Annotated in this window: 13 protein-coding genes and 2 tRNA genes; 13 read left to right on the top strand and 2 right to left on the bottom strand. The window is 62.3% G+C overall.

Annotated elements, in window-relative coordinates; translation table 11 throughout:
* Position 1 precedes the first annotated feature (1 nt).
* The 10 genes from U0029_RS00410 (at position 2) to U0029_RS00365 (ending at position 9830) form a co-directional block, all read left to right on the top strand.
* Positions 2 to 439, top strand: a complete 438-nt coding sequence (locus U0029_RS00410; protein WP_012418970.1) for a ClpXP protease specificity-enhancing factor — start codon at positions 2 to 4, stop codon at positions 437 to 439.
* A gap of 58 nt (positions 440 to 497) precedes the next feature.
* Positions 498 to 573 (top strand) — tRNA-Thr (locus U0029_RS00405).
* 234 nt (positions 574 to 807) lie between these two features.
* Entirely contained in the window at positions 808 to 1062 is a 255-nt protein-coding gene (locus tag U0029_RS00400) for a hypothetical protein (RefSeq protein WP_039051336.1), read from the top strand.
* A gap of 107 nt (positions 1063 to 1169) precedes the next feature.
* Positions 1170 to 1245: transfer RNA gene (locus tag U0029_RS00395), tRNA-Asn, on the top strand.
* Between the two features lie 257 nt (positions 1246 to 1502).
* Positions 1503 to 2873, top strand: coding sequence for a DUF2868 domain-containing protein (locus tag U0029_RS00390; protein ID WP_114852115.1), 1371 nt, complete (start codon positions 1503 to 1505; stop codon positions 2871 to 2873).
* Entirely contained in the window at positions 2866 to 4263 is a 1398-nt protein-coding gene (locus U0029_RS00385; RefSeq protein ID WP_114852116.1) for a DUF3482 domain-containing protein, read from the top strand. The genes U0029_RS00390 and U0029_RS00385 overlap by 8 nt, the downstream gene beginning before the upstream one ends.
* 233 nt (positions 4264 to 4496) lie before the next feature.
* On the top strand, positions 4497 to 6101 hold the full coding sequence (locus U0029_RS00380) for an ABC transporter substrate-binding protein (protein WP_012418974.1): 1605 nt from the start codon (positions 4497 to 4499) through the stop codon (positions 6099 to 6101).
* An 82-nt stretch (positions 6102 to 6183) separates the two neighbouring features.
* Positions 6184 to 7155, top strand: coding sequence for an ABC transporter permease (locus tag U0029_RS00375; RefSeq protein ID WP_012418975.1), 972 nt, complete (start codon positions 6184 to 6186; stop codon positions 7153 to 7155).
* Positions 7156 to 7163: 8 nt separating this feature from the next.
* A complete protein-coding gene (locus U0029_RS00370; protein ID WP_012418976.1) occupies positions 7164 to 8090 on the top strand; it encodes an ABC transporter permease in 927 nt (308 codons plus the stop codon).
* A gap of 9 nt (positions 8091 to 8099) precedes the next feature.
* The gene (locus U0029_RS00365; RefSeq protein WP_012418977.1) at positions 8100 to 9830 is read left to right on the top strand and encodes a dipeptide ABC transporter ATP-binding protein; all 1731 of its coding nucleotides are present in this window, start codon (positions 8100 to 8102) and stop codon (positions 9828 to 9830) included.
* A 5-nt stretch (positions 9831 to 9835) separates the two neighbouring features.
* Here U0029_RS00365 and U0029_RS00360 read toward each other — a convergent pair whose 3' ends face one another.
* Both U0029_RS00360 and U0029_RS00355 read right to left on the bottom strand, forming a co-directional pair.
* A complete protein-coding gene (locus U0029_RS00360) occupies positions 9836 to 10687 on the bottom strand; it encodes a TPM domain-containing protein (RefSeq protein WP_039051337.1) in 852 nt (283 codons plus the stop codon).
* Complete coding sequence (locus U0029_RS00355) at positions 10668 to 11273, bottom strand: LemA family protein (RefSeq protein ID WP_039051338.1); 606 nt, start codon at positions 11271 to 11273, stop codon at positions 10668 to 10670. The genes U0029_RS00360 and U0029_RS00355 overlap by 20 nt, the downstream gene beginning before the upstream one ends.
* Before the next feature lie 267 nt (positions 11274 to 11540).
* Here U0029_RS00355 and U0029_RS00350 point away from each other — a divergent pair, with 267 nt between their 5' ends.
* Genes U0029_RS00350 through U0029_RS00340 form a run of 3 tightly spaced genes read left to right on the top strand, consistent with a single transcriptional unit; the run spans position 11541 to position 15258 of the window.
* Positions 11541 to 12974 (top strand): DEAD/DEAH box helicase, encoded by a 1434-nt coding sequence (locus U0029_RS00350; RefSeq protein WP_012418980.1) that lies wholly within the window; start codon positions 11541 to 11543, stop codon positions 12972 to 12974.
* Between the two features lie 21 nt (positions 12975 to 12995).
* Positions 12996 to 13625, top strand: coding sequence for a LysE family transporter (locus tag U0029_RS00345; RefSeq protein ID WP_012418981.1), 630 nt, complete (start codon positions 12996 to 12998; stop codon positions 13623 to 13625).
* Between the two features lie 25 nt (positions 13626 to 13650).
* Positions 13651 to 15258, top strand: coding sequence for a peptide chain release factor 3 (locus U0029_RS00340; protein WP_012418982.1), 1608 nt, complete (start codon positions 13651 to 13653; stop codon positions 15256 to 15258).
* Positions 15259 to 15275 lie beyond the last annotated feature (17 nt).

Genomic DNA, 15275 nt, shown 5'->3' with positions numbered 1-15275 from the left:
CATGGGCGAAACTTCGACCAAACCCTATCTGATCCGCGCCCTGCACGAATGGTGTACCGACAACGGCTACACCCCTTACCTCACCGTGCAGGTCGATGAGCACACCCTGGTGCCCCTGGGCCACGTGCGCGACGGCCAGATCACCCTGAACGTCGGCACGCTGGCCACCAACAAACTGTTGCTCGGCAACGAGTTCATCGAGTTCCAAGCGCGCTTTAGCGGCGTAACGGAAAACGTCATGGTGCCGGTTCAGGCAGTCAGTGCCATCTACGCACGCGAAACTGGCGCCGGCATGGGCTTCGAAGTTCAGCCCTACGAACCCGCCGTTCGTGAAGAAGCGGCGCAAGAGGGCGAATCCCAGTCCAGCGCGGATACCCCCGCGCCGGCCGAAGACAGCCCCGCCGACACCAAGCGTCCGCACCTGACCATCGTCAAGTAAACGGAACGCGCAACTTTGTTTACAATGCGGGTCCCGCCAAACAAGCGGGAACCGCATGGCCGGTGTAGCTCAGTTGGTAGAGCAGCTCACTTGTAATGAGAAGGTCGAGGGTTCGATTCCTTTCACCGGCACCAAATACCCATCTACCGTCGTCTCAGGTAGTACACAAAACCCGCAGAAATCAACGCTCTGCGGGTTTTTTGTTGTCTGCGATAGCAGCGACAGTCAAGGCCGGCAGCCGCGCGGGAATACATCTGAATTTGCCGGAGAGCGCACCTGCGTCATCAATGACCTCACTACAGTGCGGACACGAGCCTGAGCTGTCCGCGATGTCAAACGCCGGAAGCAGGCCCGACAGGGAGGGCTTCATGCACAAGACGATTCTGAACTGGCTGGCGGTGGGTTTTCTGATCGGCCTGACTTTGGTCTTTACCTACGCCCAGCAGTACTTTCTGGTCTGCCTCTTATTGATGACGAGCGTCTATCTCATGCACGGCATCAGCGACCGCGCCTGCCTCCCACAGCGTGACGAATTGCGCAATTGGCGCGGGGTCTTCAAAAGCCGCTGGTTTCTGTTTTCCCTGATTTACGCGCTGTTCTGCTACGTTGTTTTCCTGCCCTAGGGGCTGCGGATCAAACCAGCCCTCACCGCACGCTTGCCGCCGCCCCGGATTCAGGCGTCATTTGCGGCATGAAATTTTTTGGTGCATAATTGCGCCCCTCTACCTGTTCCCCGATAGCTCAGTCGGTAGAGCGACGGACTGTTAATCCGCAGGTCGCTGGTTCGAGCCCAGCTCGGGGAGCCAAGATTGCAAAGCCCGCACCCAAAAACTGGTGCGGGCTTTTTTATTTTTGCTGCCAGAACAGAGGCTTCCAGACACGCGCCATCTGAGCCACAGGCGGGCAGGGCTGCCGCAGTAGCGTCTACAATCATCCGGCATGGTTCATCACCGCCCATTGCCGCCCTGAGGCGGCCCGGAAAAGCTATGGCACTCTCCTCCTGCAACAATGCCGGCCTCGACCCCTTATCCTGGCACGCATTCCCGATTGTTGATCTGGCCGGATGACAAGCTCTCTCACTGGCCTGACTCCCCAATGGCTGGCCGAGGCGCTGCGTTTGCGCGAAGCGCATTGGGGTCCTCTCGAAGACCGCGATGAGGCCCGCCGCGCCCGGCAGGCCGCCGAGGCGCTGCCTGACCGCATCCTGTGGCGCGCCATGCTGCTTGCCCGGCGCGAAGGCATGGATACCCTGCTGGCGCAGTGGCGACAGGGCGCGGTGCTGGCGCTGCTCCTCCTCATGGCGGCCGCTCTGATCGCGGGCGCAGGCGCCGCCTACGGCGCCTTGGGCGATGGCTCGCGCCCGGTCAATGTCCTGTGGGCTGCGGGCGCCTTGCTGGGTCTGCACGGCCTGATGTTCCTGCTCTGGATGGCGAGCTTTTTTCTATCCGGCGGCACCAGCTTGGGCCGGGCCTGGCTATGGATCACAGGCAAGTTCGCACGGGGCCCCGACACCGCCCTGATCCCTCAGGCCTTATTGAATCTGCTTTCTCGTACAGGGGCGCTACGCTGGATGCTGGGCGCGGTCAGCCATTTGCTGTGGCTGGTGGCGCTCTGCGCGGCGCTGGCCACCCTGCTGATCGTTCTGTCCACCGCCAGCTACCGCTTCGTCTGGGCCACCACCTTGCTCTCACCCGAGGCTTTTGTGCGCCTGACCACCTGGGCCGGCTGGCTGCCCGCCCAGTTCGGTTTTAAGCTGCCCGACGCGGCCGTCGTGCGTGCCAGCGACGGCCTGCAAGCCCTGCCGGCCGCCGCTCAAGTGCAGTGGTCGGTCTGGCTGCTGGGCATGCTGGTGTGCTGGGGCATCGTCCCGCGCCTGTTGGCCGCCATGCTCTGCCTCGGCATGAGCCTGCGAGCTCTGCGCCGCCTGCATATCGACCCTGCGCTGCCCGGTTACGCCACACTGCGTGACCGCCTGACGCCAGCTGCGCAGGCCACAGGCGTGGACCGTCCGGCCGATCCCCTGCGCACACCGCGCATACTCAGCAGTGGCGCGATTGGCGGGCGGCCGGTCTATGCCAGCCTGGAACTTCCAGCCGACCAGACCCGGCCCGCGCCCGCCAGCGCAACACTGTTCGATGCTGGCAATCTGGACAGCCGCGAGGAGCGCAACGCACTGCTAGACGCTCTGGCGGCCAGCCCGGCTTCGCGTCTGTTGCTGGCCTGTGACGCCCGCCAAACGCCGGACAGAGGCTCACTCGCCCTGATTGCAGCACTGGCCGGACACGCAGCGCAAACCCGTGTCTGGCTGACTGGCCGTGGTGACCGCCTTGCGCAATGGCGGGAGCGCCTGCGCGCCGCAGGCCTGGCTGACTCGGACATTCTTGAAGACCACGATCAACCTCTGATGTGGTTGGAGCGCGGCGGCGATGACTGATATCTTGAAAATCGCTGTCGTCGGGCACAGCAATACCGGAAAAACCTCCTTGCTGCGCACGCTGACGCGCGACCCGGATTTTGGAGAGGTCGCCGATACGGCAGGCACAACACGGCATGTTCAAGGCGTGTTGACGCGTATGCCCGGTGAGGGTGCGATCGAATGGTTCGATACCCCCGGCATGGAAGATAGCGTCGCGCTGCTGGAATACCTGGATGACATCGCTGGGCCACGCCTGGACGGTCCGGCGCGCATCCGCCGCTTTCTGGACACGCCCGAGGCGCAGGGCCGCTATGAGCAGGAAGCGCGCGTGCTGACCAAGCTGCTGGACTGCGATGCCGGACTCTATGTGATCGACGCGCGCGATCCGGTGCTGAGCAAACATCGCGACGAGCTGGCCTTGCTCGCCGCCTGCGGGCGCCCCCTGTTGCCAGTGCTCAACTTCGTGCATGCCCCGGGCCACCGTGCGGCCGAATGGCGTACCGCGATGGCGCGCCTGGGCCTGCATGCGGTGCTGGAGTACGACACGGTCGCGCCGCCACTGGACGGCGAACAACAACTCTATGCCCGTTTGATCGTGCTACTGGATCGTCACGCCGCCATGCTGACGGGCTTCTCAAGCGCGCTGGCGCAAGAGCGTGCCATGCGCCGTCAGGCCGCCTGCCGCATCGCCGCCGAATTACTGATCGACGTTGCCGCGCTGCGGCTGCAAAGCGCCCCGGAAACCGTCGAGCAAACCTCCGCCGAGCTGCGCGACCAGGTACGCACGCGCGAGCAGGTTTGCGTGCAAGCGCTGCTCAAACTCTATAACTTTCATCGCGATGACTATCGAGCCGACGCCTTGCCGCTGCATGGTGAGCGTTTCAGCATGGATCTGTTTCATCCTCAAGCCCTGAAAGACATGGGCATACAGCTGGGCGTCGGCGCCGCCGCAGGGGCCATGGCCGGTGCCGCTGTCGATCTCGCCCTGGCCGGCATGAGCCTGGGTACCGGCATGCTGATCGGCGCTGCCGCTGGCGGCCTGTGGCAAGGCGCCAGCCGTCTTGGAAAACGCCTGAGCGGTAAGCTGCGCGGCTATCACGAGCTCAGCGTGGATGACGGCATACTGCGCTTACTGGCTTTGCGGCAACAGCAATTGATCACCGCACTGGAAGGTCGTGGCCATGCGGCCCGCTCGCCCATTGCCTTGCCGCAAATGGCGCAATGGCAAAACAGCCCCCTTCCCGAACCCCTCCTGGAAGCCCGTAGCCGGCCTGAATGGTCCGCGCTGACTCCGGGGCATATCGATGACGAGCGGCGCAAGCAACAGGTCTGTGAACTCGCGCAAATACTCGCTGCTTCGTCCGACGAGATAGGGAACCGAGTGATAACCCCAATCCAAAACAATTGACGCTTAAACAAACGCATCTATAAGATGCCCCTACCAAGAGGCGCGGACTTGTACCGACGCCAATACACAAGGGGCAGGTCCATCGTGAAGTTCTTCACCCGTCGCACCGGCATGCCTGCCGGGTCTCGCGCCAGCGCTTCCATCTCCTGATCTCTACGCCTTACCCGGCCGCATCACACGCGGCCGGCCCCTGCCACTGTCGCGCGCTGCGCAATACACGGAGTAAATGGGCTATGCGTATCAAATCTGCATTGAAGCTTTCTGCATTGGCATTGGCGCTGGGCGCCGCGGCATTGAGCAGTGTGGCGCAAGCCAAAACCCTGCGCTGGGCCTATCAGGGCGACGCCACCTCGATGGACCCGATGTCGCTGAACGAGACCTTCACGCTGGGTTTCCAGGGCAATATCTACGAAACCCTGGCGGGCTATGACGGGGATCTGAAACTGGTTCCGCGCCTGGCGGAAAGCTGGTCCAACCCGGAACCCACGAAATGGATTTTCAAGCTGCGCCAGGGCGTGAAATTTCATGATGGCTCGCCCTTCACGGCCGACGACGTCATTTTCTCCTGGAAGCGCAGCCTGACACCCGGCTCCGACATGAAAGGCTACGGCGCCAAGGCCAGCGACATCAAGAAAATCGACGATTACACCATCGAGGTCACCACCCCCACGCCCAATCCCATTCTGGTGCGCGAATGGACCTTCCTCTACATCATGAGCAAGGCCTGGGCGGAGAAAAACAAAACCACTGAAGCGACCAACGTCAAAGGCGACAACCAGGGCAACTATGCCAACCTGAACGCCAACGGCACCGGGCCTTTCATCCTGACCGAGCGCCAACCCGATGTGAAGACCGTGCTCAAGCGCTTTGACGGTTATTGGGACAAGGGCGTCAAGACCAATGTCGATGAGGTCATCTTCCAACCCATCACGCAGGAAGCCACCCGGGTCGCCGCGCTGATTTCCGGCGAGATGGATATCGTGCAGCCGGTTCCCGTTCAGGACTGGAAACGCCTGGAAGACGCCAAGGGCGTGAAGCCGCTGTCCGCCCCCGAGGCGCGCACCGTCTTTATCGGCATGGACCAGGCTCGTGACGAATTGCTTTACTCGGATGTGAAGGGCAAAAACCCCTTCAAAGATCCGCGCGTGCGCGAAGCCGTCGTGCTGGCCGTGGACACCAAGGCGATTAACGACAAGATCATGCGCGGCGCGGCCAAACCGCTGGGCTCGCTCATCGCCGAACCCATCAATGGCTATGACGACGCTTACGGCGCACCCACCAAGCCCGACGTCGAGCGCGCCAAGAAACTGCTGGCCGAAGCGGGCTATCCCAAGGGCTTCACCGTTACGCTGGACTGCCCCAACGACCGCTACGTGAATGACGAAAAAATCTGCCAGGCCGTCGCCGGCATGCTGGCTCGCGTCGGCATCAAAGTCAATCTGCAAGCACAATCCAAATCCAAGTACTTCGGCAAGATTTTGCTGCAGGCCGGCAATGACACCAGCATGTATATGCTGGGCTGGACGCCCAGCTCGACGGATGCGCATAACGCGCTGCTCAACCTTGCCGCCTGCCGCGACGCCAAGACTGCCAGCGGCCAGTTCAACCTGGGGGGCTATTGCAACCCGCGTGTCGATGAGCTCACCACCAAAATCGGCGTGGAAACCGACCAGGCCAAACGTAACGCCATGATCAAGGAAGCCTTCGAGATCGTACGCAAGGAACACGGCTATCTGCCGCTGCACCAGCAACCGATGTCATGGGGAGTGAAAGACAACATCAAGGTGATCCAACGCGCCGACGACGTGCTCGATCTGCGCAATGTCGTGATGCCCTGAGGCTACAGCCGTAAGCGGGCGGGCCAGCGGCCCGCCCTGGGGACAGTCCCTCCCGCAGCCACTTTTCCAGGGCCCCACCATCATGCTTGGTTTCATTACGCGGCGCCTCTTTCAGTCGATCATCGTTATGCTGACGGTCGCCCTGATTGCCTTCGCCATGTTTCGCTATGTTGGCGATCCCATCGCCAGCATGGTCGGCCAGGACACCACGCCGCAACAGCGCGAACAGTTGCGCACCGACCTCGGCCTAAACGATCCCTTCCTATTGCAATTCGGGCGCTTCGTTGGCAATGCCGCCCGCGGCGATTTCGGCATTTCTTACCGGCATCGGCGTCCGGTATCCGACCTGCTTGAAGAACGCCTTCCCGCCACGCTGGAACTGTCCTTCGTATCGGCGCTGATGGCGCTGGTGCTGGGCATTCCCATGGGCATTTACACGGCGCTGCGGCGTCACGGCATTCTGTCCAAGACTTTTATGGCGGTGTCGCTGGCTGGCATCTCCCTGCCGACGTTCTTGATCGGCATACTGCTGATTCTGGTATTTGGCGTGCAGCTGCGCTGGCTGCCCAGTTTCGGGCGAGGCGAAGTGCTCAATCTCGGCTGGTGGACAACCGGCCTGCTGACCACCTCAGGTCTGGCTGCGCTCATCATGCCGGCGATCACGCTGGCGCTGTTCCAGATGACGCTCATCATGCGCCTTGTGCGCGCCGAAATGCTGGAGGTCATGCGCACCGATTTCATCAAGTTCGCGCGCGCCAGAGGCCTGCCTGAACGCCTGATCAATTTCCGCCACGCGCTGAAAAACACCCTGGTGCCAGTCATCACGATCACTGGCCTACAGGTCGGCTCCATCATTGCCTTCGCCATCATCACCGAAACCGTGTTTCAGTGGCCCGGCATGGGCCTGCTGTTCATTCAGTCCATCAGCATGGTGGATATCCCCGTGATGGCGGCCTATCTCATCCTGATCGCCTTCATCTTCGTTGTCATCAATCTGGTTGTCGATCTGCTGTACTTCGCGGTCGATCCGCGCCTGCGCGTGCAGAGCAAATAGGAAGTCCGATGATCGCCCGTATCGCACCGCTTTTTTCCCGTGCCGCCGACAGCGACCTCTGGCATAGCTTCAAGCATTCGCCAGGGGCCATGATCTCGGCAGCCATCACGCTGGCCATCATGCTGGGCGCCTTGTTCGCCCCATTGATCGCTCCCCACAACCCCTTTGACCTGGCGTCGCTGAACATCATGGACGCCAATACCCCGCCCTCCTGGAGCGAGGAGGGTTCACGCGACTTTCTGCTCGGCACTGACGACCAGGGCCGCGATATCCTGTCGGCCATTCTGTATGGCGCACGGGTATCCCTGCTGGTGGGCTTCGCGTCAGTGCTGTTCTCCATGGTGCTAGGCGTCTCGCTGGGCCTGATCAGCGGCTATGCGGGAGGCAGGGTAGACAGCATCATCATGCGCATCGCCGATGTGCAACTGTCTTTCCCGACCATTCTCGTCGCACTCCTGATCGACGGCGTGGCGCGCGGCCTCTTGCCGCGCGACCTGCACGATCAACTCGCGCTGTACGTGCTCATCTTCGCTATCGGCATCTCGGGCTGGGTGCAGTACGCACGCACCGTACGCGGTTCAACCCTGGTCGAACGCAACAAGGAGTATGTGCAGGCAGCCAAACTGATCGGCATCGGTCCGTTCACGATTCTGCGGCGTCACATTCTGCCCAATGTGATGGGGCCGGTCTTGGTCATTGCAACCATTCACCTGGCCATCGCCATCATCACGGAAGCCACGCTCTCCTTTCTTGGCGTGGGTGTGCCGTCCACCATGCCTTCGCTGGGCACGCTGATCCGCATCGGCAACAGCTATCTGTTTTCCGGCATGTGGTGGATCTCCATCTTCCCCGGCATCGCGCTGATTGCGCTGGTGCTCTCGGTCAATCTGCTGGGCGACTGGCTGCGCGACGCGCTCAACCCCAAGCTGCGCTGAGGTAGCAACATGGCACTGCTCAATATCGACCGAATCCGTATCGAGTTTCCCAGCCGGCGTGGCACCATGGTCGCCATCGACGATGTGTCGCTCGCCCTCGAAAAAGGCGAAATTCTTGGCGTAGTGGGGGAGTCCGGCGCCGGAAAATCCACGATAGGCAATGCGGTCATCGGCCTGCTGGAAGCACCGGGCCGCCTGGCCGGCGGCGAGATCAGCCTCGAGGGACAGCGCATCGATGCCTTGTCCAAGCAAGAGCTGCGCAAAGTACGCGGACGCCGCATCGGCATGATTTTTCAAGACCCGCTCACCTCGCTAGACCCGCTGCAAACCGTTGAAAGCCAGTTGGTCGAAACCATGCAGGTCCACCTCGGCGTATCCGCCTCGGAAGGCGCCAAACGGGCCATTGACATGCTCAAGCAGGTCGGCATCGACCAACCCGAGCTGCGCGTCAAACAATATCCCCATCAGTTCTCCGGCGGCATGCGCCAGCGCGTGGTCATCGCGCTGGCGCTGTGCTGCGAGCCGGAAGTCATCATCGCCGACGAACCCACCACCGCGCTGGATGTATCCATTCAGGCGCAGATCCTCGATTTGCTGCGCCAACTCTGCAAAGAGCGTCAGGTCGGCATGATCATCATCACCCACGACATGGGGGTGATCGCCGACATCACCGACCGGGTGGCGGTGCTGTACCGCGGCAAGCTGGTGGAGGAGGGGCCCACCAACAAGATACTCAGCGACCCGGATCACCCTTACACGCGCAGCCTCATTTCTGCCGTGCCCAGACCCGACATCAAACTGCGGCGCTTTCCTCTGGTGACCTATATCGAGGATGTCCGCAAGCCTTCGACCACGCTGGATCTGTCCACGCACTGGCTGGGCCAGCGGCGCGACTTCGGGCAGGTCGCCGAAGGCGCGCCCTTGGTGGAGGTCCGCGATCTTGGTATGCGTTTTGTGCTGCGGCAGGCGCTCCTCAAGCGCAACCGGCGCGAGCTGGATGCAGTCAAGAACGTCAACCTCTCCATCCGCGAGGGTGAGGTGTTTGGTCTGGTCGGCGAATCCGGATCGGGCAAATCCACAGTCGCGCGCCTGATCTCCAACCTGTATCAACCCACGTCCGGCTCAGTATGGTTTAACGGCCGCGACCTGACCGCCATCAAAGACGAGAAAACGCGCAACCCTTTCCGCCGACAGATTCAGATGGTGTTCCAGGACCCGTACTCGTCGCTCAATCCGCGCATGAGGGTGCTGGACATCGTGGCCGAACCCATCCGCTTTCACCGGCTCGCCGATAGCGAAAGCCAGGCGCGCGGCATCGTGGCAGATCTGCTCGATGTCGTCGGGTTAGGCCCCCAGGCCGCGCAACGCTTTCCGCACGAGTTCTCGGGCGGGCAGCGCCAGCGCATCTGTATCGCCCGGGCCCTGGCCACACGGCCGCGCTTTCTGATTTGCGACGAACCCACCTCGGCGCTGGACGTCTCGATTCAGGCGCAGATTCTCAACTTGCTGAAAGACTTGCAGGAACAGCTGCGGCTGACCATGCTGTTCATCAGCCACGATCTGCCGGTCATCCGCCAGATGTGCGATCGCGTGGGTGTCATGCGGCATGGCGAACTGCTGGAAGTCGCCGAAACCGAGGCACTGTTCACAGACCCCCAACACGACTACAGCGACCATCTGCTAGGCCTTATGCCCAAACTGGCTTCCATGTCGCGCGAGGGCCTGGAGATGACAAGCTAAGACGCCTACCAGCGGCCGGAGGCCCCCCCTCCGCCGCTGCGGCCGCCGCCTCCACGAAAACCACCGCCGCCTCCGCCAAAACCACCGCCACCTCTGCCGCCACCGCCACGAAACCCGCCACGCATCAGGGCTTTTTTCAGGCCGGTGACGCCAAGCACGAAACTCAGCACCCACGCGAGCAAAGCGGCCAGCAGCCCCCACAGGATGCTGCCGCTTATATAGCCGATCGCCACCCCCCCCAAGACCGCACTCAGGATGGGCGGCGCCAGCGCCGCCACAACCAGCAAACCGAGCGCTTCGCCCGGCGGTCCGCTGGCATGGGTATCGCCGTTGTCAGCCTCTCGGGCGGCTGGCGCAGGGAGGGACTCACCATCGATCAGGCCGATGAGCGCGTTCACGCCCGCGCCGATGCCGCCGGCGTAATCATGCTGCTTGAAATGCGGCACAACCTGTTCACGAATGATGCGGCCAGCCATGACATCGGGCACGGCGCCCTCCAGGCCATAGCCCACTTCAAAACGCAAGGTGCGGTCGTCCTTGGCCACCACGAACAGCACGCCGTCATCGACTTTCTGACGCCCCAGCTTCCATTGGTCATAGACACGGGTGGCGAACTGTTCGATTGTGTCGGAACCGGTGGTCGGCACAATAAGCACGGCAAGCTGAACGCCCTTGCGCGCCTCCAGAGCCGCCAGCTGCGTTTCCAGCGCCTGACGCTGCTCAGGGCTCAATGTGGCAGTCTGATCCACCACCCGCGCAGTCAGGGCGGGCACCGGCACATCCGCCCAGGCCAGCCCCCATACCAGGCTTAGGAGCGCAAGCGCCGCGAGCCAGAGATTACGGTTTGCGCGCGTCATTGCTGAAACGCACTTCAGGCGGCTTGGAAATGGCGGCTTCGTTCTCGACCCCGAAATTGGCCTTGGGCGCATAGCCGAAGATCTTGGCCGTGATGACGCCGGGAAACTGCCGCACCAACACGTTATAGGCCTGCACCGACTGCACATAGCGGCCCCGCGCGACCGCGATGCGGTTCTCGGTGCCTTCGAGCTGCGTCTGCAAATCGCGGAAGATGCCGTCAGCCTTGAGCTGGGGATAATTCTCGGACACCGCGATCAAACGCGACAAAGAAGCGGTCAGCGCAGACTGCGCCGCCTGAAAGCGCTGCATCGCGGCAGGGTCCTGAAGCTCCCCGGCGGTGATTTGCAGGCTGCCCACCCGGCTGCGCGCCTCGGTAACCTGCGTGAGCACATCGCGCTCATGGGTCATGTAAGCGTCCGCAACCTTGACCAATTGCGGCACGAGGTCTGCCCGCCGCTGATATTGGTTCAATACCTCCGACCAGGCCGCGTTGACCTGCTCATCGGCCGCCTGCATGTTGTTGTAACCGCAACCCGAGAGCAGGGCGGCAAGAAATAGCAGCCACGTCCCGCCAAACAGACGCATTGATCTCATTGCACAACTCCAAAATGACAAGCTTTGCATTACAGCATTGACCGGCAAAGCAAATGTATCGCGTCCGTTACAGCTTGGTTTAGCGGCGCAGAACGCATCGGTTACAATCCATCGCTGTGTGCATTGCCAATCAACACACGTCACAAGGCGCGTTGCCGCCCTGCCGGGCATACGCCTGGCATATCCCGTTTCCTCCCCGTTCGTCCGCCTGGATTGGAGTCTCTCAACTTGAGCGACAGGCTGCCGCTGGAGTTGTTTTTGACTACCTCTACTTCTTTTGCCGACCTTGGGCTGGCTGATTCCCTTTTACGTGCTATTGCCGAAACCGGCTATACCGCACCCACGCCCATCCAGGCTCAGGCTATCCCGCAGGTGCTGCGCGGTGGCGACCTGCTGGCGGCCGCGCAAACCGGCACCGGCAAGACGGCCGGCTTCACGCTGCCCATTCTGCATATGCTGTCGCAGAACAAGCCCGCCAAGCGCAGCGCTGGCCGGCCGCGCTGCCTCATCCTGACGCCTACCCGCGAACTGACCGCCCAGGTGGCCGAGTCGGTTCAGGTTTATGGCAAACACACCGGCCTGACCTCCATGGTGATGTTCGGCGGCGTAAACATCAACCCGCAGATCTCGGCGCTGCGCAAGCCCGTAGACATCCTGGTTGCGACACCGGGCCGCCTGCTGGACCACTGCGGCCAGAAGACCGTCGATCTCTCGGGCGTGGAAATCCTGGTGCTGGACGAAGCCGACCGCATGCTGGACATGGGCTTCATCCGCGACATCCGCAAAGTGCTCGCCCTGCTGCCCAAATCGCGCCAGAACCTGCTGTTCTCGGCCACGTTCTCGGATGAAATCCGAGAACTGGCGCGCGGCGTGCTGCACAATCCCGGCGAGGTCTCGGTAACCCCGCGCAACACCGCTACCGAACTGGTCACGCAGACCGTGTATCTGGTTGACCAGGCTCATAAACGCGACCTGGTCAGCCACCTGATCAGTGAAAGCGGCTGGCATCAGGTGCTGGTGTTCACCCGCACCAAGCACGGCGCAAACCGTCTGGCCGAAAAGCTCGTCAAGGATGGTCTGTCCGCCGCCGCCATTCACGGCAACAAGAGCCAATCCGCGCGCACCCGCGCGCTGGCCGGCTTCAAGGACGGCAGCGTCGCCGTGCTGGTGGCAACAGACATCGCCGCACGTGGCCTGGACATCGACCAACTGCCTCAGGTGGTCAACTTCGAATTGCCCAACGTGCCCGAAGACTACGTGCACCGCATCGGGCGCACCGGGCGCGCTGGCGCGACGGGCGCAGCCGTGTCGCTGGTCGACAGCAGCGAAATCAAGCTGCTCAAGGCGATCGAACGCCTCATCAAGAAAACCATCGACCGCAAAACCGTCGACGGCTGGACACCGCCGGTGGGCGCCGTGGCCGAACCCGAGCCGCGCGACGATGACGAACGCGGCCGCCGTGGCGGCTTCAATGGCCGAGGCAACGGCGGCGGCAACCGTAATAGCCGTGGCGGCCGCTCCTCTGGCGCAGCACGCAGCAATGCGCCGCAGGCCGCAGAAGGCCGCCGCCCCGCAGCGTCACCCAAGCCAGCCACATCGCCGGCGGCGGCGAAACCGCGCGACAATCGTTCCAATAACGCGCCTCGCGGCGCGCGTAATGCCCCGCCGCGCGGCGTGCTGCTCGGTAAATAAACCGTCTCAGGAAACCTCATCATGACGCTCTCGGTTTGGTTGACCTTCTTCCTTGCCTCCTGGGCCATTTCCTTTTCGCCCGGCGCGGGCGCCATTTCGGCCATGTCGTCCGGGCTGAAATACGGCTTTCGCCGCGGCTACTGGAATACGGCCGGCCTTATCCTGGGCATTCTGTTTCAGTTCCTGATTGTGGCCGTGGGCCTGGGAGCGGTGCTGGCAACGTCTGAACTGGCCTTCATGGTGGTCAAGTATCTGGGCGTGGCCTATCTGATCTACCTGGGCCTGCGTCAAATCCGCACCGACGCCGCCCCCGTGGCCGTCGACACCGGCAATCCGGAGCGGGCCTCCATCCGCGAACTCGTCATGCGCGGTTTCCTGATCAACACGATGAACCCCAAAGGCACCGTCTTCCTGCTGGCGGTGGTGCCGCAGTTCGTTGACCCGACGCAAGCCCTGACCGCGCAGTACCTGGCGCTGGCCGGCACGCTGGCCTTTACCGACCTCGTCGCAATGGGCTTTTACACCCTGCTGGCGGCCAAGGTGCTGCGCATGCTGCGCAGCGCCCACCACATTCGGTGGATGAACCGCGTGTTCGGTTCGCTTTTCATCATCGCCGGCGTTTTCCTGGCGACCTTCCGCCGTCACAGCTGATCGCGAACTTCATCCGCAACCTGTCATGACCATTCTTCAAGAAGTTGCCCGGCGACGCACCTTCGCCATCATTTCCCACCCTGACGCGGGCAAGACCACGCTGACGGAAAAACTGCTGCTGTTCGCAGGCGCCATTCAGATCGCCGGCAGCGTGAAGGCGCGTAAAGCCTCGCGCCACGCCTCCTCCGACTGGATGGAAATCGAAAAGCAGCGCGGCATTTCCGTGGCCTCTTCGGTCATGCAAATGGAATACCGCGATTGCGTCATCAACTTGCTGGACACCCCGGGCCACCAGGACTTCTCCGAAGACACTTACCGTGTGCTGACGGCGGTGGACGCCGCGCTCATGGTGATCGATGCGGCCAATGGTGTAGAGCCCCAGACCATCCGCCTGCTGCAGGTCTGCCGCGCGCGCAACACGCCCATCATCACCTTCATCAACAAGATGGACCGCGAAGTCCGCGAGCCGCTGGAGCTGCTTTCGGAAATCGAATCGCACCTGGGCATGGACGCCGTGCCGTTCTCATGGCCGGTCGGCATGGGCAAGTCTTTCGGCGGCGTGTTTGATATCCGCCGTGATCGCATGCGCTTGTTCCGCCCCGGCCAAGAGCGCCGCAACGACGACGACGAGTTCATCGACGGCCTGTCCAATCCGCAAATCGCCGAACGCTTCGGCCAGGCTTTCGAGCAGGCCAGCGGCGAAATCGAACTGATTAACGAAGCCGCGCCGGCCTTTGACCATGCGGCCTTCCTCGCGGGCAAGCAAACACCGGTCTTTTTCGGCTCGGCCATCAACAACTTCGGCGTGCAGGAAGTGCTGGACGCCCTGGTCGATCTGGCGCCGCAACCTGGCGCCCGCCAGGCGCTGGAGCGCGAGGTCAAACCGGAAGAGCCCAAGTTCACTGGCGTGGTCTTTAAGGTGCAGGCCAATATGGACCCGGCCCACCGCGACCGCGTGGCCTTTGTGCGCGTCAGCTCCGGCCGCTTTGAGCGCGGCATGCGCCTGAAGGTCGCCCGCACCAACAAGGAAATGCGGCCTAACAACGTCGTGTCCTTCCTATCGCAACGCCGCGAGTTGCTCGATGAAGCCTACGCCGGCGATGTGATCGGCATTCCCAACCACGGCGTACTGCAATTGGGCGACGTGCTGACCGAAGGCGAATCGCTGCGTTTCACCGGATTGCCCTTTTTCGCGCCGGAACTGTTCCAGGCCGTCGAAGTGAAAGACCCTCTGCGCACGAAACAACTGCGTGTGGGCCTGACCCAACTGGGGGAAGAGGGCGCCATCCAGGTCTTTCGTCCCGAAGTGGCTGGCGGCTCCCTGTTGCTGGGCGCCGTGGGCCAACTGCAATTTGAAGTCGTCGCGCACCGGCTCAAAACCGAATATGGCGTGGAGGCGCGGATGCTACCATCGCGCTACACGATGGCGCGCTGGATCACCTCCGAAAACCCCAAAGCGCTGCGCAAGTTCATGGATGCCAATGCCGCCCATATCGCCTATGATGTCGTCGATGCTGCGGCATTTCTGATAGGGTCGTCGGCGCAATTGCGCGTGGCAGAAGAACTGTATCCGGAAGTGAAATTCCATGCGATGCGCGAGCATGGCGGCAAGGTCTTCGGAGACACTCTCTAAACACGGCCCTACACCGC

The organism is Bordetella avium, from assembly GCF_034424645.1.
Lineage (GTDB): Bacteria > Pseudomonadota > Gammaproteobacteria > Burkholderiales > Burkholderiaceae_B > Bordetella > Bordetella avium.
The sequence above is the reverse complement of the archived record's forward strand: the minus strand, read 5'-3'. Positions and strand labels throughout refer to the sequence as shown.